This is a genomic window from Azorhizophilus paspali, from assembly GCF_043587585.2.
GTDB classification, from domain to species: Bacteria; Pseudomonadota; Gammaproteobacteria; order Pseudomonadales; family Pseudomonadaceae; genus Azotobacter; species Azotobacter paspali.
The window spans coordinates 278,609-300,615 of the sequence record NZ_CP171449.1 but is presented as its reverse complement, the minus strand read 5'-3'; the positions used below and the strand labels follow the sequence as shown (position 1 = coordinate 300,615).

The 22,007-nt window shown below is 67.3% G+C and carries 16 protein-coding genes and 2 pseudogenes; 13 read left to right on the top strand and 5 right to left on the bottom strand.

What is annotated here, in order from left to right; all coding sequences use genetic code 11:
• Nucleotides 1–2 precede the first annotated feature (2 nt).
• The 3 genes from ACGI6K_RS01595 to ACGI6K_RS01585 are packed head-to-tail and all read left to right on the top strand — an operon-like array spanning nt 3 to nt 5,582.
• Entirely contained in the window at nt 3–4,112 is a 4,110-nt protein-coding gene (locus tag ACGI6K_RS01595; RefSeq protein ID WP_376948268.1) for a cellulose biosynthesis protein BcsC, read from the top strand.
• Between the two features lie 2 nt (nt 4,113–4,114).
• Nucleotides 4,115–4,579: a cellulose biosynthesis protein BcsD gene (gene bcsD, locus ACGI6K_RS01590; RefSeq protein WP_376948282.1), complete on the top strand. Its 465-nt coding sequence runs from the start codon at nt 4,115–4,117 to the stop codon at nt 4,577–4,579.
• The gene (locus ACGI6K_RS01585; protein ID WP_376948267.1) at nt 4,569–5,582 is read left to right on the top strand and encodes a glycosyl hydrolase family 8; all 1,014 of its coding nucleotides are present in this window, start codon (nt 4,569–4,571) and stop codon (nt 5,580–5,582) included. Before bcsD ends, ACGI6K_RS01585 begins: the two co-directional genes overlap by 11 nt.
• A 74-nt stretch (nt 5,583–5,656) precedes the next feature.
• On the opposite strand, the gene ACGI6K_RS01580 is transcribed toward ACGI6K_RS01585, so the two are convergent.
• Complete coding sequence (locus tag ACGI6K_RS01580; protein WP_435576106.1) at nt 5,657–5,860, bottom strand: hypothetical protein; 204 nt, start codon at nt 5,858–5,860, stop codon at nt 5,657–5,659.
• On the opposite strand from ACGI6K_RS01580, the gene ACGI6K_RS01575 reads away from it, so the two are divergent.
• The 3 genes from ACGI6K_RS01575 (at nt 5,850) to gshA (ending at nt 10,312) form a co-directional block, all read left to right on the top strand.
• On the top strand, nt 5,850–8,162 hold the full coding sequence (locus ACGI6K_RS01575) for a Tex family protein (RefSeq protein ID WP_376948265.1): 2,313 nt from the start codon (nt 5,850–5,852) through the stop codon (nt 8,160–8,162). The genes ACGI6K_RS01580 and ACGI6K_RS01575 overlap by 11 nt on opposite strands.
• Before the next feature lie 10 nt (nt 8,163–8,172).
• Nucleotides 8,173–8,556, top strand: coding sequence for a PaaI family thioesterase (locus ACGI6K_RS01570; protein WP_376948280.1), 384 nt, complete (start codon nt 8,173–8,175; stop codon nt 8,554–8,556).
• Between the two features lie 172 nt (nt 8,557–8,728).
• The gene (gene gshA, locus ACGI6K_RS01565) at nt 8,729–10,312 is read left to right on the top strand and encodes a glutamate--cysteine ligase (protein ID WP_376948264.1); all 1,584 of its coding nucleotides are present in this window, start codon (nt 8,729–8,731) and stop codon (nt 10,310–10,312) included.
• 1,050 nt (nt 10,313–11,362) lie between these two features.
• Here the strand turns inward: gshA and argA are convergent.
• The 3 genes from argA to ACGI6K_RS01550 form a co-directional block, all read right to left on the bottom strand.
• Nucleotides 11,363–12,661 carry an amino-acid N-acetyltransferase gene (gene argA, locus ACGI6K_RS01560; protein ID WP_376948263.1) on the bottom strand — a complete coding sequence of 433 codons (1,299 nt, stop codon included), beginning with the start codon at nt 12,659–12,661 and terminating at the stop codon, nt 11,363–11,365.
• Nucleotides 12,662–12,803: 142 nt separating this feature from the next.
• Entirely contained in the window at nt 12,804–13,952 is a 1,149-nt protein-coding gene (argE, locus tag ACGI6K_RS01555) for an acetylornithine deacetylase (RefSeq protein WP_376948262.1), read from the bottom strand.
• Between the two features lie 152 nt (nt 13,953–14,104).
• On the bottom strand, nt 14,105–15,124 hold the full coding sequence (locus ACGI6K_RS01550; protein WP_376948261.1) for a transporter: 1,020 nt from the start codon (nt 15,122–15,124) through the stop codon (nt 14,105–14,107).
• A gap of 765 nt (nt 15,125–15,889) precedes the next feature.
• Here ACGI6K_RS01550 and ACGI6K_RS01545 point away from each other — a divergent pair.
• From ACGI6K_RS01545 to ACGI6K_RS01515, 7 genes and pseudogenes are all read left to right on the top strand, one after another.
• Nucleotides 15,890–17,254, top strand: a complete 1,365-nt coding sequence (locus ACGI6K_RS01545) for an inorganic triphosphatase (protein ID WP_376948260.1) — start codon at nt 15,890–15,892, stop codon at nt 17,252–17,254.
• A 52-nt stretch (nt 17,255–17,306) separates the two neighbouring features.
• On the top strand, nt 17,307–17,996 hold the full coding sequence (locus ACGI6K_RS01540; RefSeq protein ID WP_376948259.1) for a DUF502 domain-containing protein: 690 nt from the start codon (nt 17,307–17,309) through the stop codon (nt 17,994–17,996).
• Between the two features lie 74 nt (nt 17,997–18,070).
• Nucleotides 18,071–19,060, top strand: a pseudogene (locus ACGI6K_RS01535) (GspE/PulE family protein); the annotation flags it as partial.
• A gap of 106 nt (nt 19,061–19,166) precedes the next feature.
• A pseudogene (locus tag ACGI6K_RS01530) lies at nt 19,167–19,608 on the top strand (GspE/PulE family protein).
• Nucleotides 19,605–19,847, top strand: coding sequence for an ATPase, T2SS/T4P/T4SS family (locus tag ACGI6K_RS01525; protein ID WP_435576114.1), 243 nt, complete (start codon nt 19,605–19,607; stop codon nt 19,845–19,847). Before ACGI6K_RS01530 ends, ACGI6K_RS01525 begins: the two are co-directional and overlap by 4 nt.
• A gap of 94 nt (nt 19,848–19,941) precedes the next feature.
• A complete protein-coding gene (locus ACGI6K_RS01520; RefSeq protein ID WP_376948258.1) occupies nt 19,942–20,193 on the top strand; it encodes an NfeD family protein in 252 nt (83 codons plus the stop codon).
• A gap of 88 nt (nt 20,194–20,281) precedes the next feature.
• Complete coding sequence (locus ACGI6K_RS01515; RefSeq protein ID WP_376948257.1) at nt 20,282–20,617, top strand: DUF2388 domain-containing protein; 336 nt, start codon at nt 20,282–20,284, stop codon at nt 20,615–20,617.
• A 607-nt stretch (nt 20,618–21,224) separates the two neighbouring features.
• Here ACGI6K_RS01515 and ACGI6K_RS01510 read toward each other — a convergent pair.
• Nucleotides 21,225–21,896: a YceH family protein gene (locus ACGI6K_RS01510; protein ID WP_376948256.1), complete on the bottom strand. Its 672-nt coding sequence runs from the start codon at nt 21,894–21,896 to the stop codon at nt 21,225–21,227.
• Between the last annotated feature and the right edge of the window lie 111 nt (nt 21,897–22,007).

Sequence of the window (22,007 nt, the reverse complement as noted above, 5' to 3'; positions counted from 1 at the left end):
CCATGACCCGCACCGCCCTGAAAAAACTCTCCCTGGCCGTGCTCTGCGCCATCGGCGGGATCGCCTATCCCGACGGCGCCTCGGCCGAATCGGCGGATACCGGCATAAAGGTCCTGCTCGAACAGGCCGACTTCTGGCGCTCCCGCTACCGCCCGGAGCTGGCGAGGGAAGCGCTGAACCGCGCCCTGCAGGTCCAGCCGGACGCCGAGGAAGTCCTCTACCGGCTAGGGATGCTCGCCCTGGATGAAGACGAAAGAGTTGCCCGCGCCTGGCTGCAGCGGCTGACCGACAGCCATCCCGGCAGCACGCGCATCGGCGACCTCGAAGCCGCCCTGCGCGGCAGCAAGCTGGACAAATCTGCGCTGGCCAGGGCCCGGCTCATGGCCGGTCAGGGCGATTCGGCGGGCGCCGTGCAGGCCTATCGCGAGCTGTTCGGCGACGGAGCGCCGCCGCCCGATCTGGCGTTGGAGTATTACCAGACCCTGGCGGGCATCGATAGTCACTGGCAGGAGGCCCGCGAAGGGCTGGAAAAGCTCCACGCCGGGCAACCGGGCAATCCGCAGGTGAAGCTCGCCCTGGCCCGCGCGCTGAGCTACCGGGAAGCGACGCGTCGCCAGGCCGTCGAGCAACTGGCCGATCTGGCGCCGCAATCGCCCGAAGCCCGCACGGCTTGGCGCCAGGCCCTGCTCTGGCTGGACGCAGGGGCCGGGGACGAGGCCCTCTACAGCCGCTACGGGGCCGCCAATCCGGGCGACACCGAAGTAGCGGCGCGTTTCCAGGCGATGCTCTCGGCCAAGCGCCAGGAGCCCGGCGACGACGCCAGGTCCGCCGGCTTCGACGCGCTGCAGGGTAGACGCAACGCAGCGGCCCTGCAGAGCTTCAGGCTGGCGCTGAACCACAACCCGCGCGACGCCGAGGCCTGGGGCGGCCTGGGCATCGCCCAACTGCGTGCGCAGAACTACCGGGACGCCGCCAATAGCCTGCGCAGGGCCACCGAATTGGCCCCCGGCAGCCAAGACCGCTGGGCGAAGGCGCTGGCCGACGCCGAGTTCTACGGAAAGCTGCAGACCGCCCGGCAAAAGCGCGACGACGGCCACCTGGACAGCGCCGAGGCGCTGGTCCAGCCGCTCGCCGACGGCAGCGGGGAACGTCCGCGCGCCGCCAAGCTGCTGCTGGCCGACATCCTGCTGCGCCAGCAGCGCGACGCCGAGGCCGAACGACTCTATCGCGCTCTGCTCGCGGCGGCCGGAAACGACCGGGCGGCCCTGGCCGGCCTCTACGACAGCCTGCTGCGCCAAGGCAAGCGGCAGGCCGCCAGCGAACTGCTGGGCCGCAATCCCGGCCTGGCCGACGCCTTGCAAGGCGGCCGGCAGCAGGTCGAGGCACTGGCCCTGCGCGATCGCGCCGAGGCCTTGCTCAAACAGGGTAACGACGAGGAAGCCGCCCGACTGCTGAACGAAGCCTTGCGGCTGACGCCGCAAAACCCTTGGATACGCCTGACCTACGCGCGGCTGCTCAATGCCAGGGGCGACCCGCAACAGGCGCAACGCCTGATGGAGCCGCCGGCGAGCGCTCCCGTCGATGCCGAGGCCCTGCATGCCGCCGCGCTGCTGGCCATGGATCAGGCGCGCTGGGACGACGCCAGGGCCTATCTGCGCCGCTTGCCGCCGGAACGCCAGGCCAGCGCGCAGATCCAGGCCCTCGAACAGCGCCTGCGGATCAAAGAACGCATCGCCTCGGTGCGCGTTACCGCCACCGGCGCTAACCGCCTGGCTGCGCGCCGGGCCTTGCGCGCGTTGCACGACGAAACGCCGGAGGAGCCGCTGGTGCGCGGCGAGGTGGCGCTGGCCTTGGCGGAGCTGGGCGAGCCCGCCCTGGCTCTGGACATGGTGCGCGACGACCTGCGCAACCTCTCCAGCCACGCGCCCGCCGACTACCTCTCGCACGTCGCCGTGCTGGTCAGGACTGGCCAGGTGGCCGAGGCAGAGGTCCTGATCCACCGCCTGGAACGCGGCGATCTCAACGCCGAAGATCAGGAAGCCCTCGGCAGGCTGCGCAACGGCTTCGCCGTCGCCCAGGCCGACCGGCAACGGCGGAACGGCGACCTGGCGGGCGCCTACGACACCCTGATGGCCCATATCGACGAATCGCCCGGCGATACCGAACTCATGCTGGCCATGGGCCGCCTGTACGACACGGGGAAGATGTACAAGGAAGCCACGGCGGTCTACGACTCGGTGCTGAAAGATGCGCCGGACAACCCCGAAGGCGTGCGCGGCGCGGTTAACGCCGCCCTGAGCAGTAACAACGCCAGGCGCGCCGCGCAGTTGATCGAGCGCGCCGGCCAGTCGCTCGACGAACCCACGGCGCTGCTGCTGTCCGCCCGCGTGGCCGAAGCGAACGGCGACAACCGGCACGCCATCGCTCTGCTCGAAAGCGCCCGGCGCAGGCACCTGGCGGCGACCGACCAGGCCGGCGTCGCAGGCGCTCCGGCCTTCATGAGGAGCGACAACCCCTTCCGCGACCCGCGCGACGCCATGTTCCCCGCCCTGGCGCAGGCCGACCCGGACGCCGGTATCGAAGCGCCGGCGCAGCGCGCGACCGCTCCGCTGGCCGACCTACCCGACCTGCGCGCTTTCGCCGGCAGCGCTCCGTCCACGACGGCCGATCCCCTGGCCAGCGAAATCGACGGCCGCCTGAGCGCCCTGCGCGAGAAGATCGCCACCCGCCTGTCCGCCGCCCCCAACCTGCGTATCCGCGACGGCGAGAAAGGCCTGTCCGAGCTGACCGAGGTCAAGGCGCCGCTGCAGCTCTCCATGGTGCCGCTGGACAACGGCCGCATCGAGCTGACCGCCACGCCTACCCGCCTGGACGCCGGCACGCCCGGCAGCAGCGCAGCCAAGCGTTTCGGCAGCTATGGGGCGGCTAGCAGCCTGGTCGAGTCCGCTTTTGGTATTTACGACGGGCTGGTGAAGACCGACTCCAGCTCGAATCTGCAAGTGATGGAACAGCAGGTCAGAGAGAAGGAAAAGCGTGCGCTGACCCTGGCGGAGCGAGCCGCGATCGTCGCGGACGCCAGGATCCGGGCAGCACAGACGATAAGCAACGCGGCCGTGGCGGCCGGACTGAGCAAGGAGCAGAGCGAGCAGATCGCCAACACCCTGCTCAACTCCAACGCCCAGCGCGTGCTCGCCCCCTACCGGCCGAAATCCCAGGACGACACGGGCGTGGGCCTGAACCTGGCCTATAGCTCCGACTCGCTCAAGGCCGATATAGGCACGACACCGTTGGGCTTCGAGAAGACCAACCTGGTCGGCGGCGCGAAATGGACGCCGAAGGTCGGCCAGAACGGCAACCTCGCCCTGGGCGTCGAGCGGCGCGCGGTGACCGACAGCCTGCTCTCCTACGCGGGCGCCAAGGACCCGGTCAGCGGCAAGACCTGGGGCGGCGTCACCAAGACCGGGGTCAACGCCCAGTACGCCTACGATAACGGTGCCGCCGGTTTCTACGTCGGCGGCGACTACTACCTCTATCGCGGCGACAAAGTCGAGAACAACCACTCCATCGGCCTGCACACGGGCGCCTATGCGCGCCCCATCAACACGCCCAACCGCGAATTGCAGACCGGCGTGCACCTGAACTGGATGGGCTTCGACAAGAACCTCAGCGGCTATACGCTGGGCCACGGCGGCTACTTCAGTCCCGAGAACTTCGTCGGGCTATCCTTTCCCGTGCAGTACAGCCTCAAGAGCGACCGCTGGGACATGAAGCTGCGCGCGGCCGCCGGCTATCAGTCCTTCACCCAGGAGCGCGCGCCCTATTTCCCTAAGGACAAAGCACTGCAGAACCATCTCGAACAACTGGGCACGGCGGTGCAGAACCTTTCCGACGCAATGACCGCCGCCGGCCAGAGCACGACGTTGCCGACCATCGACACCCATTACCGCGCCGACAGCCAGAGCGGCATAGCCTTCAACGGCGGCGCCACGCTCGAATACCGCCTGAGCGAGCAGACCCGAGTGGGCGGCACCATCGGACACGATAGCTTCGGCGAATACTCGGAGACGACCGGCTCGATCTATTTCAAACACGCCCTGGAGAATCTTCCTTGACAATGGAAAACGACATTCTGGCCAGGAACCTGGTCTATTACGGCGAGCGCCACGACGACCGCCCCTGGTGGCCATTCGTGCGGACCCTGGTGGGCGAGATCTGCCAGTCGGCCGGCACCGCCGATGCCTGCCATTTCCTGCGCCACGTGGGCTCGCGCCTCGCCGCCGCCCATCCGCTGGAGGAACAGCCGACCCTCGCGGCCCTGGAAAAGGCCCTGAACGGCGTGCTGGGCGGGTTCGAATGGGGCTGGGTGCAACTGAGCACCGACAACCGCTCGATCCGCATCCTGCATGGCGCCTATCCGGGCGCCCGGGAAACCGCGGAACACTGGAGCCAGGCAATCGCCGCCGTGCTCGAAGGCATGTACCAGCACTGGTTCCAGGCGCAGAACCAGGACGTGCGGCTGCAGGTGCAATGCATCGACAGGAGTCAGACCGGCACCCTGGTATTTCACTGTGGCCACTAGGAAAGCCGGCCCTCTGGGGGTCCTGATCGCCCTGCTGCTCTTCTGCCTGCCGGCCAGCGCCGGCGAAGACGAATACTGGCGGCTCTACCGGACCCGCTACATCGACGGCGGCCGCGTGCTGGACACCGGCAACAAGGACGTCAGCCATTCGGAGGGGCAAGGCTGGGGCATGCTGCTGGCGGAGGCCAACGGCGACCGCCGGACCTTCGACCGCCTCTGGAAATGGACCCGCCGACACCTGCAGCGCAGCGACCTGGCCCTGTTCTCGTGGCGCTACGACCCGGCCGCCTCGCCGCCGGTGCAGGACCTCAACAACGCCACCGACGGCGACTTGCTGATCGCCTGGGCCCTGCTGCGCGCCGCGCAGCGCTGGGACGCCGCCGACTACCGGAACGCATCGGCGAAGATCCGTCAGGCGATCGCCGGCCGGCTGGTCAAGGAGCACGCGGGCCTGACCGTTGTCCTGCCCGGCCTGCAGGGTTTCGAGCAGAATGGCCGGCTCATCCTCAACCCGTCCTATCTGGTGATGCCGGCCATCCGGGCCTTCGCCCTGGCCGACCCCGGCGGCACCTGGCAGAGGCTGCTGGACGACAGCCGGGGCCTGCTGGAACGCGCGCGTTTCGGGACGTACCGGCTGCCTCCCGACTGGCTGGCCTTCGACGCGGACGGCACGCTTGAGCCCGCCGCCGCCTGGCCTGCCCGTTTTGGCTTCGATGCCGTGCGGGTGCCGCTCTACCTGGCCTGGGACGGCGAGCCCCTCTCCTCGCCCCGGCTCGCGCCCTTCGCGGACTTCTGGTCCTGCTGCGAGCCGTTGCACGCCTGGGTAGACCTGAACGACGGTAAACTCTCGCCCTATCCGGGATCCGTCGGCGTCAAGGCGATAGCCACCCTGCTCAGGGGAGAAGAACCCGTCGCCACGCCCGAACAACTCGCGCAAGAGGACTACTACTCGATGTCGCTGCTGATGCTCGCGCGCCTGGCACACAAGGAGGGCGCGCCGTAGGAACAGCCGCCCCCGTGGCCAGTCCGTGGCGCCAATGAACGACATCTCCAGACCCGGCCTCGCGCCGGGTCTTGTCAGACGAGGAAAAGCGCCTGGTCGTTGTCCTGCTCATCCCAGGACAACGCCAGAGCATTGAGCAGCAGTTGATCCATCACTGCCTCATGCTCGACCGGTGAGTTTCGATCGGCACGGAAGTGGCCGCTATAATCGCGCTCCCTTGTGGCCAGCGCCTGGCCACCTTCCCCCGCCCAAGCAGGAAGAAGTCGTATGGACAGCATCAACGCCCGCATCGCCGAGGAACTCGGCGTCCGCCCGCAACAGGTCGCCGCCGCCGTGGCGCTGCTCGACGAAGGCGCCACCGTGCCCTTCATCGCCCGCTACCGGAAAGAAGTGACCGGCAGCCTCGACGATACCCAGTTGCGTACTCTGGAGGAGCGCCTGCGCTACCTGCGCGAACTGGAGGAACGGCGCAAGGCGATCCTTTCCAGCATCGAGGAGCAGGGCAAGCTGACCCCCGAGCTGGCCCGCGAGATCGGCCTGGCCGATACCAAGACCCGCCTGGAAGACCTGTACCTGCCGTACAAGCAGAAGCGCCGCACCAAGGGCCAGATCGCCCTGGAGGCCGGCCTCGGCGAACTGGCCGACGCGCTGTTCGGCGACCCGCAACTGAACCCCGAGGCCGAAGCCGCACGCTTCGTCGACGCCGAGAAGGGCTTCGCCGAGGTGAAAGCGGTGCTGGAGGGCGCCAAGTATATCCTCATGGAGCGCTTCGCCGAGGACGCCACCCTGCTCGACCGGCTGCGCGGCTTCCTCAAGAGCGAGGCCACCCTGAGCGCCCGCCTGGTCACCGGCAAGGAAAACGAAGGCGCCAAGTTCAGCGACTACTTCGAGCACGACGAGCCGCTCAAGGGCATACCCTCGCACCGCGCCCTGGCGATCTTCCGCGGCCGCAACGAAGGCGTGCTGAGCGTTTCCCTCAAGGTCGGCGAGGAGCTTCCCGGAACCATGCATCCCTGCGAAGGCATGATCGGCGAGCGCTTCGGCATCGACAACCGCGGCCGCGCGGCCGACAAGTGGCTGGCCGAGGTGGTGCGCTGGACCTGGAAGGTCAAGCTCTATACCCACCTGGAGACCGACCTTCTGGGCGAGCTGCGCGAGGCGGCCGAAACCGAGGCGATCGCGGTGTTCGCCCGCAACCTGCACGACCTCTTGCTCGCCGCCCCGGCCGGGCCGCGGACAACCCTGGGCCTCGACCCCGGCCTGCGCACCGGCTGCAAGGTCGCCGTGGTGGATGCCACCGGCAAGCTGTTGGACACCGCCACCGTCTACCCGCACGCGCCGAGGAACGACTGGGACGGCACCCTGGCGACCCTCGCCAGATTGTGCGCCAAGCACGCGGTGGAGTTGATCGCCATCGGCAACGGCACGGCGAGCCGCGAGACCGACAAGCTGGCCGGCGAGTTGATCAAAAAGCACTCGGCGCTGAAGCTCACCAAGATCATGGTCAGCGAGGCCGGCGCCTCGGTGTATTCGGCGTCCGAGCTGGCCGCCAGGGAGTTCCCGGAACTCGACGTGTCGCTGCGCGGCGCGGTGTCGATCGCTCGCCGCCTGCAGGACCCGCTAGCCGAATTGGTGAAAATCGAACCCAAGGCTATCGGCGTCGGCCAGTACCAGCACGACGTCTCCCAACTGCAACTGGCGCGCTCGCTGGACGCGGTGGTCGAGGACTGCGTGAACGCCGTCGGCGTCGACGTCAACACCGCCTCGGCCGCGCTGCTGGCGCGCATCTCCGGCCTCAACGCGACCCTGGCGGGCAACATCGTCGCCTACCGCGACGCCAACGGCGCCTTCAAGAGCCGCGCCGAGCTGAAGAAGGTACCGCGCCTGGGCGACAAGACCTTCGAGCTGGCCGCCGGCTTCCTGCGGGTGATGAACGGCGACAATCCGCTGGACGCCTCGGCGGTGCACCCCGAGGCCTATCCGGTGGTCAAGCGCATCGCCGCCGATACCAGCCGCGATATCCGTTCGCTGATCGGCGACTCGGCCTTCCTCAAACGCCTCGACCCGGCGAAATTCACCGACGAGACCTTCGGCCTGCCCACCGTCACCGATATTCTCAAGGAACTGGACAAGCCCGGCCGCGACCCGCGCCCCGAGTTCAGGACCGCTGAGTTCCAGGATGGCGTCGAGAGCCTCAAGGACCTGAAGCCCGGCATGATCCTCGAAGGCGTGGTGACCAACGTGACCAACTTCGGCGCCTTCGTCGACATCGGCGTGCACCAGGACGGCCTGGTACACATCAGCGCCTTGTCGGAGAAGTTCGTGAAAGACCCCTACGAGGTCGTCAAGGCCGGCGACATCGTCAAAGTCAAGGTGATGGAGGTGGATATCGCGCGGGGCCGCGTCGGCCTGTCCATGCGCATGGGCGACACCCCCGGCGAGAAGGTCGAAGGTCCGCGCGGCGGCAACCGTGGCGGACAGAGTCGCGGCGAACGCAATGCGCCGCGCACGGAAAACAAGGCGCCGGCGAACAACGCCATGGCCGCGTTGTTCGCCAACGCCAAGCAACTGAGGAAATGACGCCGTGAGCATGCAAGAGGAAGAAGTCGGCAGGAGCAGCGCCTTCGGGCGCCTGCTCGGCCTGGAGATACTGTCTGCCGGCGGCGGCGAAGCCAGCGTGCGCCTGACCATGCACGACGGTCTGCGCAACCTGCACGGCAAGCTGCACGGCGGCGCGCTGTTCTCGCTGATCGACAGCGCCATGGGCCAGGCCAGCCACAGCCTGGGCGACGGCACACCGAACAGCGTCACCCTGGAGTGCAAGATCAACTACATCCGTCCGGTCAGCGAGGGCGCCCTGACCTGTCGTGCCTGGATCGAGCACCACGGCACGCGCACCCAGGTGATCGAGGCCGAGGTGCACCAAGACGGCAAGCTGGTGGCCAAGGCCCTGGCCACCTTCGCCCTCCTGTAGGCCTCGCCCGGCGCCGGGCAGGCAGGGAACGGCCAGCGGCCTCGCCCGCCGCGAGCGATCCCGTGCGCCTGCCCGACCGCAGCCACTTCCCTTCGGCCCGGGGCTGACGATACTTGTATAGCCGTACGTCAGTCCCCATATTGGGCCGATCGTGCCTGAAAGGAATTCTAACTTGAGCGAGCTTTTCTCCCGTCGCCTGGCCCTGCTGGGCGAGCCCGCCAACCAGTCCCTGCTCAGGCACTGCTTGCATGGCATCGAGCGCGAATGCCTGCGCGTCGACGCCACCGGCGAGCTGGCGCGGACCCCGCACCCGGCGGCGCTTGGCTCGGCGCTGACCCATCCATATATCACCACCGACTATTCGGAAGCGCTGCTGGAGTTCATCACCCCCGCCGAGACCGACTCGGCGGCGACCCTCGCCGCGCTGGAGCGCGTCCACCGCTTTGCCTACGCCAAGCTCGACGGCGAATATCTCTGGAGCCCGTCGATGCCCTGCCCGCTGCCGGCGGAAGAGGACATCCCCATCGCCCGCTACGGCAACTCCCATATCGGCCGGCTCAAGCACGTCTACCGCAAGGGACTGGCGCTGCGCTACGGCAGGACCATGCAATGCATCGCCGGTATCCACTACAACTTCTCCCTGCCGGAAGAGCTCTGGTCGCTACTGCAGCGGGCCGAGGGCGATGTCTGCAGCGTCCGCGACTTCCAGTCCGAGCGCTACATCGCGCTGATCCGCAACTTCCGCCGCTACAGTTGGCTTCTGATGTACCTGTTCGGCGCCTCGCCGGCGCTGGACAAGAGCTTCCTGCGCGGCTACCCGCATCACCTGCAGGAGCTCGACGCCGAAACCCTCTACCTGCCCTGGGCGACCAGTTTGCGGATGAGCGACCTGGGCTACCACAACAACGCCCAGGCTGACCTGACCCCCTGCTACAACGACCTGGCCAGCTACACCGACAGCCTGCGCCGGGCGGTTTCCACCCCCTACGCGCCCTACGCCGCGATCGGCGCCCAGCGCGACGGCGAATGGCTGCAGCTCAACACCAACGTCCTACAGATCGAGAACGAGTACTACTCGATCATCCGTCCCAAGCGCGTCACCGCCAGCGGCGAGCGGCCGATCCAGGCGCTGGTCGCCCGCGGCGTGCAGTATGTCGAGGTGCGCTGCCTGGACATCGACCCCTTCCTGCCGCTGGGCATCGACCTCGACGAGGCACGCTTCCTCGACGCCTTCCTGCTGTTCTGTGCCCTCGAAGACAGCCCCTGCCTGACCGCGAGCGAATGCGCCAGTTGCACCGGCAACTTCCTCAAGGTGGTCAAAGAGGGTCGCCGTCCCAACCTGCATTTGCAGCGCCACGGACAGCCGGTGCCGCTCGCGGCCTGGGCGGGCGAACTGCTCGAACGCCTGCAGCCGCTCGCCGCCCTGTTCGACCGGGCCTACGGCGGCGACGGCTACGAAAAGGCCCTGCACGCCCAGCAGGCAAAGGTTGCCGCCCCGGAGCTCACCCCCTCGGCACGCCTCCTCGCGACCCTGCGCGAGCGCGGCGAGAGCTTTCGCGCCTTCGCCCTGCGCCAGAGCCTGGCCCACGCCGAAAGCTTCCGCGCCCGCCCGCTGGGCGAGGAGCAACGCCAGGCCTTCGAGGCCGAGGCCCGCGCCTCCCTGGCCGAACAGGCGGAACTGGAACGCCGCGACACCGGCAGTTTCGACGATTTCGTCGCGGCCTATCAGGCGAGCATTCAGGGCGCAGGGGACTGATTCCTGCCTCCGGAGTCCCGCGCCGATCAATGCTCTTTACCGACAGCGTGCCTCCGTTCCGGGCACCCTTCGGCAGACACAACAGTTCCGGTCGGCCGGCCTCGGCGCCAGTGGCGTTCTCCGGGTACTCGCAGGCGATGGGTCAGCCATGCCCAGCTCCGGGGCCGGGGCTGGACTCCGACAACGGTGCGCCACGGGGAGTACCTCGCGCCAAGCCAGCCGATCGACCGAACTGGCCATCTGGCCGGCCAGGCGTTCGCCCGAATCTCAGCCCCCCTTGTCACCCGCAAACCAACGGCGAGGACGGGCGCCTCGACGATCACGGTCGTCACTTGCCGCGGCAGGAGAAGCATGGCCATCCATATGCCCGCACGCACTATAATGCAGCGCAAAAAAATCCCTCCATACGGAGGGAGAAGGGTACTCATGCAAGTCACGCACCTACAAAACATGCGTCATTAAGCTAGACCAGCAACAAGAAAAAACATTAAAAAATATTTTTTGCCATGCAAAAATATTCCGATCAGCTCGTGGAGTGCGAACGGATCGCTTCCGTGGCTCGGGGTTCCGCCGCTCGCTCAAGCGCTGGAGCGGCATGCCGCCCAGTTCGCTGCGCCAGTCGCTGCACGGTCGAGACGACGAAGAATGCCGCGCTCCTGTAGATACCGTCTTGCTGCTCAGTGGGCCACCGCGCGCTGAGTCAGTAGGATGGAAAACCGCGTAGCGTTTTTCACCACCCGCTGCCCACCACGGCGGAGGGCTTCGGCCATCCGCCCTACGGCCGGAGCGGATTCATCCGCGACCGACCCGCCCGGCGGGTAGCCACTTGGCCGGTTCGTCGCGCCGTTGGCGCAAGTCGCGGATGAATCCGCTTCCACACCAGGCAGCCGGACGTTCGACGCGCAACCGGCCGGACATGGTGGATCACGACGAAATCGGCGGGTTACACCCGCCCTGCGCCCCCCAGGGACCGCGTAGGGTGGAAAACCGCGTAGCGTTTTCCACCGTGGTCGTGATGGATGGCTTCGGCCATCCAGAGCCCGTTCCCGCCTACAACGTCTTTTCGAATACCTTCGACTGGCGCTGGTAGTTGTACAGCGAGGCGCGCACCGCCGGCAGGCGCTCGACGCCGCTGGGCTGGAAGCCGCGCTCGCGGAACCAGTGAGCGGTGCGGGTGGTGAGCACGAACAGGGTCTTCAGGCCCAGCGCGCGGGCGCGCGCCTCGATGCGTTCGAGCAGTTCGTCGCCGCGCCCGCCGTGGCGGTAGTCGGGATTCACCGCCAGGCAAGCCAGTTCGCCGGCATCGGAGTCGGCGATCGGATAGAGCGCGGCGCAGGCGATGATCAGGCCGTCGCGCTCGACGATGCTGAATTGACCGATCTCGCGCTCCAACACCTCGCGCGAGCGGCGCACCAGAATGCCCTGCTCCTCCAGCGGGCGGATCAGTTCGAGCAGCCCGCCGACATCCTCGATGGTCGCCTCGCGCAGTTTCTCGAACTGCTCCTGAGTGACCAGGGTGCCGCCGCCGTCGCGGGTGAACAGTTCGGTGAGCAGCGCGCCGTCCTCGGCATAGCTGACCATGTGGCTGCGCGGCACGCCGGCGCGACAGGCCTGGGCGGCGGCGTCGAGCAACTCGCCCTGGTAGTCGGCGCCGAGGCGTTCGAGATGCGCCGCCACCTGCGGCGGGCGCAGTTCGCGGATCAGCGTGCCCTGCCCGTCGAGCAGGCCCGGCTCGGCGCCGAACAGCAACAGCTTGTCGGCGCCCAGGTCGATGGCTACGCGGGTCGCCACGTCCTCACAGGCGAGGTTGAAGATTTCCCCGGTCGGCGAATAGCCCAGGGGCGAAAGCAGCACGATGGCGCGCTCGTCGAGCTGGCGGCCGATGCCCTTACGGTCGATCCGGCGCACCTCGCCGGTGTGCAGGTAGTCGATGCCGTCGACCACGCCGATCGGCCGGGCGGTGACGAAGTTACCGCCGACCACCCGCAGCCGGGCGCCCTGCATCGGCGAGGCGGCCATGTCCATCGACAGGCGCGCCTCGATAGCCAGGCGCAGGCTGCCGACCGCATCGATCACGCACTCCAGGGTCGGCACGTCGGTGATCCGCAGGTTCTGGTGAAAGCGCGGGGTCAGCCCGCGGGCAGCGAGGCGCGCCTCGATCTGCGGGCGCGAGCCGTGCACCAGCACCATGCGCACGCCGAGGCTGTGCAGCAGCACCAGGTCGTGGACGATGTTGCCGAAGTTGGGATGCTCGATGCCCTCGCCCGGCAACATGACCACGAAGGTGCAGTCACGGTGGGCGTTGATGTAGGGCGAAGCGTGGCGGAGCCAGTTGACGTAGTCGCGCATGGAAAACCTGTCGATGGAAAACGCGTATCTGCGATCGTGTACAGGAGCGAGGCAATAGTGCCCAATCAGTAGGGTGGATGGCCGGAGCCATCCACCATAGTGGACAAGCCTGCGGCGTTGTCTACCCTACGAACTGCGCCGCTCAGGCGGGATTCAGACAATAATGCCCGATCAGTTGCCGCAGTAGTTGCACGGTCGGCTCGATCCGCGCCAGCTCCAGGTATTCGTCCGGCTGGTGGGCGCAGGCGATGTCGCCGGGGCCGAGAACGATGGTCTCGCAGCCGAGCCGTTGCAGGTAGGGCGCTTCGGTACCGAAGGCCACCGCCTCGGCGCGGTGTCCGGTGAGGCGCTCGGCAAGGCGCACCAGTTCGCTGCCTGCCGCCTGCTCGAACGGCGGCAGCCCAGGGAACAGCGGGGCGTAGTCGATGCGCACGCCGCGCCGCTCGGCCAAAGGACGCAGCCGACCGCTAATCGCCGCGCGCAGTTGTTGCGGGTCCATGCCTGGCAAGGGGCGCAGGTCGAACTCCAGCGCGCACTGGCCGCAGATGCGGTTAGGGTTGTCGCCGCCGTGGATGCAGCCGAGGTTCAGGGTCGGCTGCGGCACGTCGAACAGCGGGTTGCGGAATTCGCTTTGCCACTGGCCGCGTAGTTCGAGCAGCGCGCCGATGGCCTCGTGCATGGCCTCCAAGGCGCTGTTGCCGAAGCTCGGGTCGGAGGAATGGCCGCTTTTCCCCAGGATATCGATGCGCTCCATCATCACCCCCTTGTGCAGGCGGATCGGCCTGAGCCCGGTCGGCTCGCCGATCAGCGCGGCGCGGCCGAGCGGTCGGCCGGCGGCGGCCAGGGCGCGGGCGCCGGCCATCGAGCTTTCCTCGTCGCAGGTGGCGAGGATCAGCAGCGGCTGGCGAAACGGCCGGTCGAGCAGCGGGCGCAGCGCCTCGATCGCCAGTGGGAAAAAGCCTTTCATGTCGCAACTGCCGAGGCCGTACCAGCGGCCATCGGCCTCGCGCAGGGCCAGCGGATCGCTCTTCCACAGCGCGGCGTCAAAAGGCACGGTATCGCTGTGCCCGGACAGCACCAAACCGCCGGGACCGCTGCCGTAGCTGGCCAGCAGGTTGCACTTGCCGGGGGCGACATCCTGGATCTCGCAGGCAAAACCGAGTTCGTCCAGCCAGCCGGCCAGGCGCTCGATCAGCGGACGGTTGGGCAGGTCCAAGGCAGCCTGGGTGCAGCTCACCGAAGGCAGGGCGATCAGTTCGGCGAACTGCTGCTTGAGACTGGGGAGTGACATCGGCGGGTTTCCTGTACAGAGCCTGCCGTCATCATAGGCCGGGGTGGCGGCCGAGGATATCGCCGCGTCGACCTGGACAGCCGCCGCAGGGAGCCTCCGGGGCCGCGCAGGTCCGGCTCAGAGCGGCCGGGCGAATAGCCAGTAATTTCCAGCTACTGGTCGCCACCCTTGCGGAAGGCCCGGAAGCCGGCCAGGGCGGTGAAGGTGGCGACCAGCGCCACCAGAACCCAGAAGCCATGGGGATTTTCCGCCAGCGGGATGCCGTCGACGTTCATGCCGAAGAAACCGGCGGTGATGTTGATCGGCAACGCCAAGACGGTGACCAGGGTGAGGGTGGACAGCGTGCGGTTGCTCTGCTCGTTGAGGGTGGCGGCGATCTCCTCCTGCAGCAGCTTGATGCGCTCGCCGAGAGCGGTCAGGTCGCTGATCACCAGGGAGAACTCCTCGGTGGATTCGCGCAGCGACTGCACGTCCGCCTCGGCCAGCCAGGCCGGCGGCCGGTTGAGCAGGCGCAGCAGCGCGCCCGGCTCCAGCGCCAGCAGGCGATGCAGGCGCACCAGCACGCGGCGCATGGCGCTGAGTTCGGCGCGATTGTCAAAAAGGCGCAGGGAAAGCAATTGGTCCTCGATGCGATCGACGCCAGTGCTGGTATCGCGGACGATCCGGGTGAGGATGTCACCCTGGTCGCGCAACAGGTGCACCAGCAGTTCCAGCGTGGAGCGGAAGCACTCGCCGCGCCGCACCGAGGAGCGCAGTTCGTCCACCGAGCGCAGCGGCTGCAGGCGGACGCTGACCAGCAAATGCCGGCGCACGCAGACCCAAAGGGTGGCGACGTCCGAGGACACCCGGCCGAAGCTGAACACCACGTCGTTGACCACCGCCAGCAGCGCCGCGTCGACGTGCTCGATGCGCGTCGAGCGGGAACCTTCGCGCAGGGTTTCGAAGAAGGACTCCGGCAGGTCCAGATGGGTCCGCATCCAGCGCTCGCAGGCGGCATGCGCCAGGTTCAGGTGCAGCCAGAGGAACTCGTCGGAGTCGCGGGACTGGCGCAGGCATTCGAGCGCGGTCGCCGAATCGACCTCCCGGCCGTGCTCGCCGGGACGGAAGCGGAAGCCATAGAGCAGGCCGAACAGGTCGGCGTCCTGGCTGCTGTGGACGAAATCGCGGTTCATGCGGATGGACAGGTCCTGGGCGGAAGGAACGAAAGCGCCTCGGCAGGAGAAAAGCGGGCACCGGGCTTCCTTAACAGTTCAGGGTGACCGGACGATGACAGCCTGCCACCGATTCGCCACGCCTCCGGCGTGGACTCAACCCGTAGGGTGGAAAACCGCACAGCGTTTTCCAACACACCGCCGCCGCCACGGTGAATGGCTTCGGCCATCCACCCTACGTCAACTCGAAACACCGTCCTTGGTGGAGCCGGTTCACCCGCGACCGGCTCCACCCCACGGATCGCCGGTTGCCGCGCCATCGGCACGGATCGCTACCTGTAGGGTGGAAAACCGCACAGCGTTTTCCACCACACCGCTGCCGCCACGGTGGATGGCTTCGGCCATCCACCCTACGTCAACTCGAAACGCCGTCCTTGGTGGAGCCGGTTCACCCGCGACCGGCCTACCTCACGGATCGCCGGTTGCCGCGCCATCGGCACGGATCGCTACCTGTAGGGTGGAAAACCGCGCAGCGTTTTCCACCACACCGCCGCCGCCACGGTGGATGGCTTCAGCCATCCACCCTACAGCCTGTGATAACCCACAGCCGACAATCCGCTGCCGCCTCCGGCGGCGGCCCTTCTCGCCTTCTGGCATAATCCCGCGCCCCTGGCGGACGATCACGAAATTTTCATGCTCACTCCCCCGCCGGCCCGAATGCCGCCGCGCCGGCATGCCGGCCGGAGTCCCGCGCCGTTCGCCCGAACATCCCACTGTGAGTCGACGATGGCCAAAGAAACCGAAATCAAGCTGCGCGTCAGTCGCACCACCCTCGCCGCTCTGCGCGAACACCCCTTGCTGATCGCCCGCAGCGAGGGCGGCTGGCAGCGCCACGAACTGTTCAACCAGTACTACGACACCCCGGCGCGCGACCTGGCCCGCGCCCGGGTGGCCCTGCGCCTGCGGCGCGACGGCGGGCAGTGCATCCAAACCCTGAAGAGCCGCGGGCAGAGCGTCGCCGGGCTATCCGAGCGCAACGAGTGGGACTGGTACCTGGAAGCGCCCGTCCTGGACCCGGCACTGCTCGACGACCAGTGCTGGCCGGCGGAGCTGGCCGGCCTGGACAAGAGCACCCTGCTGCCGATCTTCAGCACCGACTTCGTCCGCGAAAAGGCCGATCTGATCTGGCAGCGCGACGGGCATCGGGTGGCCGTCGAGGCGGCGCTGGATCTAGGCAAGGTGGTCACCGGTCCGCGCGAGGAGGAAATCTGCGAACTGGAGCTGGAACTGCGCGAGGGCGAACCCGCCGCGCTGCTGGAACTGGCCCTCACCCTGGCCGCCGACCTGCCGCTGATGCCCTGCGACATCAGCAAGGCCGAACGCGGCTACCGGCTGTTCGATCCGGCCAGCTACACCCTCGTCCCGCCGGCGCCGATCCTGGACGCGGAGTTGCTGCTGGACGAGGCCTTCGCGCCGCTGGCCTGGCACCTGCTCGGCTGCAGCCAGCGCCTGGCCGAGCAGTACCGCTTCAACGGCCACTGGAAACTACTGGAGCAGTGGCTCGCCCAACTGATCGACTTGCGCGCCCTGCTCGGCAGCCTCGGCCAGGCCGCTCCGCGGGCCGGCTCCAGCGCCCTGCGCGGCGCGCTGGACGCACTGATCGGAGACTGGCGGCCACAGCTCGTCGCCGGCCGGGACGACGAAGCCGTGCGTCAGGCGGCTCCGGCCCGTTTCGCCGCCGAACTGGAACGACCGCGCTGGGGACTGTTCTCACTGCAAGCCTCGCGCTGGCTGCTGACCCGCGCCTGGACCGAGCGGCGCAACGCCGCCGGCCAGCGCCAGGGAGCAACGCCCCTGGGCCGCTGGCTGACGCATCTGCTGGCCGACGAAGCGCGCGCATTGTCGCTGCCCCGCTGCCAGCAGCAGCCGGAAAATCTAACGGAGCAGCTTCCGCGCCTCGAGCGTGTGCTAGTCTGGCTGCGCCTTGCCCGCAACGTGCTTGAAATGCCCGAGCCAGACCGCCTGTACGGCGAACTGGCGAAGCTCGGCGAGCTGGCCGCCCGTCCGCTGGATGATGACCTGCGCGAGCAGCGCGTCGCCCAGGCGCGGATCGTGGCGACCCTGAAACCTTGGAAAGCGCTGCTGAAATAGGCTCCCGCGCGGCAGGCGAGCCCTGCCGCGCGACTCCATACGGACGCACGCAATGTTCAAGCTAAGTCTCAAAACCATCTTCACCACCTGGTTGACCGGCCTTCTGGCGCTTCTGCCGCTGACCCTGACCCTGGTGCTGCTGGCCTGGATCATCAGCCTGCTGAATCGCCTGATCGGCCCTTCCACCCTCGCCGGGCAGATCTCCGCCGGGCTCGGCCAATACTTCGTGAGCAATCCGTCGCTGGCCTACCTGTTCGGCGGCTTCGTGCTGCTGGCCTGCCTCTACCCGCTGGGCCTGGCCGTGCAATTGGGCCTGCGCGGGCCGCTGACCCGGCTGATCGACGTCACCTTGCGGCGCACCCCGCTGATCGGCCAGCTCTACAACCTGGCGGACCGCTTCGTCGCCCTGCTGGACAAGGACAAGAACCCCGATATCGGCGCCATGAGCCCGGTTTGGTGCTTCTTCGGCGGCGACGGCGTCGCCGTGCTGGCGCTTCTGCCGAGCTCCGCGCCGATTGAGATCGAGGGCCGCAGCTACCATGCCGTGCTGGTGCCCACCGCGCCGATCCCGGTCGGCGGCGGCCTGCTCTACGTGCCGGTGGACTGGGTACGTCCGGCGCACATGGGGATCGACGAGTTAACCAGCATCTATGTCTCCATGGGCCTCACGCCGCCTTCCAAGGCCAGGAGCCGGGCCAAAAGGGAACAAAGCCTCGACCTGGGTCACGGAAAAAGCCCCTGAAAACGGCTGTCGCTTCGCCCCGACGACCCCATCGGGCATGCTGGCATGCGGACGTAGAACCGCTGAGCCCCCGCATGCTTTCCATCGCATCTCCCACCGAGGACCGCCGGCTCGATCCGGGCGAGCTGTTGCGCGAACTGGTCGCCTGCGGCCGGATCGACCGGGCCAGCGCCGAGCGCTGCCTGGCAATCCAGCGCAGCGCCCCGGACAGCCGACAGCACCCACTGGAGTCGCTCGCCGCCCAACGGCTCGACGACCGCCTCCGGCCCGACCGCAAGCTCGACCTGGAAAGCCTCACCCAATGGCTGGCCGACTACGCCGGGCAACCCTACTTGCGTATCGCCCCGTTGAAGCTCGACGTCGCCGCGATCACCCCGCTAATGTTCCGCGCCTTCATCCAGCGCCACGGCATCCTCGCCGTGGCAGTCGCGGCGGACGGCGTCACGGTCGCCAGCGCGCAACCTTTCGTCGGCGCCTGGGAGGCCGACCTGGCCCAGGCGCTCGGGCGGCCGATCCACCGGGTGGTGGCCAACCCCGTCGACATCCGCCGCTTCACCCAGGAGTTCTACCGCCTGGCCAGGTCGGTCAGCAGCGCCTCGGCCTCGGAGCAGAACAGCGCCGGCGCCGGCGATTTCGAGCAGTTGCTCGGGTTCGGCGCGGCGGACCGGGAGCTGGGCGCCAACGACGCACACATCGTCACCATCGTCGACTGGCTGTTTCCAGTACGCCTTCGAGCAGCGCGCCAGCGACATCCACATCGAGCCGCGCCGCGCCGCGAGGCCGGCAGCGTGCGCTTTCGCATCGACGGCGTGTTGCACAACGTCTACCAATTCCCGTCGCAGGTAAGCATGGCGGTGATGGGCCGGCCGAAGAGTCTCGGCCGGATGAACGTCGCCGAGAAGCGCAAGCCGCAGGACGGCCGGGTTAAGACTAGAAGCCTGGATGGCGGCGAGATCGAGCTGCGCCTCTCGACCTTGCCGACCGCCTTCGGCGAGAAGCTGGTGATGCACATCTTCGACCCCGAGGTATTGCTCAAGAGCTTCGACGCCCTCGGTTTCTCCGCCGACGACCTGCGGCGCTGGCGGAGCATGACCGGCCAGCCCAACGGCATCGTCCTGGTCAGTCACCGGTCCGACCGGCTCGGGCAAGACAACCACCCTCTACACCACGCTGAAACAACTGGCGACGCCGAAAGTCAACGTCTGCACCCTCGAAGATCCCATCGAGATGATCGAACCGGCGTTCAATCAGATGCAGGTGCAGCGCAACATCGATCTGGACTTCGCCAGCGGCGCGCGCGCTGATGCGCCAGGCCCCGGACATCATCATGATCGGCGAAACCGCCGAGATGGCCATCCAGGCGGCACTCACCGGTCACCTGGTGCTCTCCACCCTGCACACCAACGACGCGCCCGGCGCCATCGCCCGCCTGCTCGAGCTGGGCGTGCCTCATTACCCGATCAAGGCCACCCTGCTCGGGGTCATGGCCCAGCACCTGGTACGAACCCTGGCCGGCACTGCAGGGCGCCGGTCAGTCTCGATGCAGCCGACTGGCAGGCTCTCACCCGTCCCTGGAACGCCCCGCAGCCGAGCGGCGCGCAGCGGGCGGTGAGCTGCGCCGAATGCCGCGACACTGGCTATCGCGGACGTGCCGGGGTCTACGAGATCATGCTGCCGAACGATGCCCTCGAAGCACTGATCAAAACCGATACCGACCTGCTCGCGATGCGCCGCGCCGCCTTCAGGGACGGCATGCGCAGCCCGCGTCTGTCCGGCGCGCTGAAGGTCGCCGCCGGCTCGACCACCTTCGAAGAAGTCATGCGCGTCACCCCACAGAGCGACGGGCAATGAACCGGTAGGATTGCGTATCGTCCCTCCATTCTCGGGAAAGCTCCATGCCAAATCACCGAATCATCCGTCCCCGTCCCGGCCCACGGAGTTGCCCATGTTGCTGACCTTTCTGCAGGGACTGTCGCCCTGGCTCTGGCTGGGGCTCGGCCTCCTGCTACTGATCCTGGAAGTCTTCGACGCCGGCGGCTACCTGTTGTGGATGGCCCTGGTCGCCACCGGCCTCGCCGTGCTGCTGCAGGTCCTGCCCGATTTTTCCTGGAAGCTGCAACTGCTGCTGTTCGTCAGCCTGTCGACGCTGTTGCTGCTGCTCTGGAAATGCTGGCGCGAGCATCTGCTGGACCGCTGATCGGGCCGGCCGAGTCCGAAGCCGCCGGCGGGGAACCCGGATCACACGCAGATGATCTCATTTAGACATCGCGCCCAGGAGTTACCTCATGAACAGCAAGATCGCCGTCCTTGCCATCGGCCTCACCGCTCTCCCCTTCGGCACGGCACAGGCCGACGACGACTTCGTACGCGACATCATCTCCTCCGGTATCACCACCGCCTCGACCTACCTGACCGTCAAGGACGACAAGCTGATCGTCGCCGCCCGGGAAGATGCCGGCACCTTCGTCGCCAGCGACGGGCGGATTCGCGGTCCCTACCTGGAGGCGGCGCTGCAGCAATTGCGCGAGGCCGACCCGCGCCTGCAGGCCAGCGACATGGAACTGGCCAGCGCGATCCTCGCCAGCCAGCCCGAAACTCCGGCGCGTTTCGACGCCCGCTGAGCCCCGGCCGGGATCGGTAACGAGCGGACGTTACCCAGCAGAGCCGGACGGGCGCCCGGTTGTTACCCTCACCCCGGCCACGGGTAGCAGATCTGGGTCGAACGGAAACAGAATTTCCCTCTCCGTGGGCTCCACTAAAACACCAAAAAATATAAACCCTTGATTCTCCATGGCTTTATTTTTTTGGCACAGGTAATGCTCTATCTCGTACACAACAAAAATAAAAAACGGTATCTCAAGAACAACAATACGAAACGACTCTGACATAACAAGAACAAGCACAGCAGAGACGGCGCAAACTGATTTTTTTGGAGAGGATTCGCGCTCCTGGGGTCTAGGCCCCGCAGCCGAACAGAGAACAATAAAACTACCTTGAGGTAGCGCCCGGACTGGCTGGATCACTTGTGATCATCGCGATATCGGCGATCAAAGAAATACGTTTGCTCTTGGCCCCGGCTGGGGCCGACTGAAGCACTTTCTGCAGAGTGGCGGTCGACAAAAACAACAACAGATCGAGCACAAGAAGAACAAAGCACAAAGTCGATTTCGAGGGGAGCTCAGGCTCCCCTCTGTGCTTTAAACGATCCCCTTTTCCGGAAAACCCGGCTCAGCCCCGCGGCTCGCCGCTCCCCAGATCCTCTTCCAGCTTCGCCAACCGCGTCTCCAGTTCCGCGATGCGGGCTTCCAGCGCCTCGATCCGGCCACCCCCCGCCCCCTCGTTGACCGCCGCCTGGGTCGCGCGTGCGGCCAGCAGTTCCTCCAGATCCTCCGCGCTACCCAATTGATGCATGTAACGCTCCTCGCGCTGCCCCGGCTGGCGCGGCAAGCGGCAGACCAGTTCGCGACCGATCAGCCGCTCCAGTTGGTGCTGCAGTTCCTCGCCGTCATCGAAAGCGTACAGGCGGGCGCTGCGGGTCAGCAGTTCGCTGACGGTCTGCGGACCGCGCAGCAACAGCAGGCCGATCAGCGACAGTTGCGGCGGCGTGAGTTGCAAGGCCTTGTCGAGGCGATGCTCCCAGCGGTCCGCCCGGCTGCCCATGACCAGCTCCACTAGGGAGCGTCCCTCCAGTTGGCGCAACCCCTGGCCGACCTGGCCGGAAGCGAGGCTCATCAGCGGCTCGCGGCTGCTTTTCTGGTTGCAGGCCAGCACCAGGGCATTGAGGGTCAACGGGTAGCTTTCCGGCGTGGTCGCCTGCTTCTCGATCAGGCACCCCAGAATGCGAATCTCGATGGCGTTGAACGGCTCCCGGACAGACGGCGTTTCGGCGCGGTCGGACATGGTGGAACATCCTCGACGTGAAAAGCCGCTAGCCTAACGGGAGCAACGCCTTCCTGAACATATCCCGACTCCGGCCAGCTGCATGCTGTGATCGAAAAAACAGGCTGCTAT

Bases quoted from the DNA above. Each gene is read 5' to 3' on its own strand.
- ACGI6K_RS01595 (WP_376948268.1), top strand. From the start codon at position 3: ATGACCCGCACCGCCCTGAAAAAACTCTCCCTGGCCGTGCTCTGCGCC.
- bcsD (WP_376948282.1), top strand. From the start codon at position 4,115: ATGGAAAACGACATTCTGGCCAGGAACCTGGTCTATTACGGCGAGCGC.
- ACGI6K_RS01575 (WP_376948265.1), top strand. From the start codon at position 5,850: ATGGACAGCATCAACGCCCGCATCGCCGAGGAACTCGGCGTCCGCCCG.
- ACGI6K_RS01580 (WP_435576106.1), bottom strand. From the start codon at position 5,860: ATGCTGTCCATACGACTTCTTCCTGCTTGGGCGGGGGAAGGTGGCCAG.
- ACGI6K_RS01570 (WP_376948280.1), top strand. From the start codon at position 8,173: ATGCAAGAGGAAGAAGTCGGCAGGAGCAGCGCCTTCGGGCGCCTGCTC.
- argA (WP_376948263.1), bottom strand. From the start codon at position 12,661: ATGCGCGACTACGTCAACTGGCTCCGCCACGCTTCGCCCTACATCAAC.
- argE (WP_376948262.1), bottom strand. From the start codon at position 13,952: ATGTCACTCCCCAGTCTCAAGCAGCAGTTCGCCGAACTGATCGCCCTG.
- ACGI6K_RS01550 (WP_376948261.1), bottom strand. From the start codon at position 15,124: ATGAACCGCGATTTCGTCCACAGCAGCCAGGACGCCGACCTGTTCGGC.
- ACGI6K_RS01545 (WP_376948260.1), top strand. From the start codon at position 15,890: ATGGCCAAAGAAACCGAAATCAAGCTGCGCGTCAGTCGCACCACCCTC.
- ACGI6K_RS01540 (WP_376948259.1), top strand. From the start codon at position 17,307: ATGTTCAAGCTAAGTCTCAAAACCATCTTCACCACCTGGTTGACCGGC.
- ACGI6K_RS01520 (WP_376948258.1), top strand. From the start codon at position 19,942: ATGTTGCTGACCTTTCTGCAGGGACTGTCGCCCTGGCTCTGGCTGGGG.
- ACGI6K_RS01515 (WP_376948257.1), top strand. From the start codon at position 20,282: ATGAACAGCAAGATCGCCGTCCTTGCCATCGGCCTCACCGCTCTCCCC.
- ACGI6K_RS01510 (WP_376948256.1), bottom strand. From the start codon at position 21,896: ATGTCCGACCGCGCCGAAACGCCGTCTGTCCGGGAGCCGTTCAACGCC.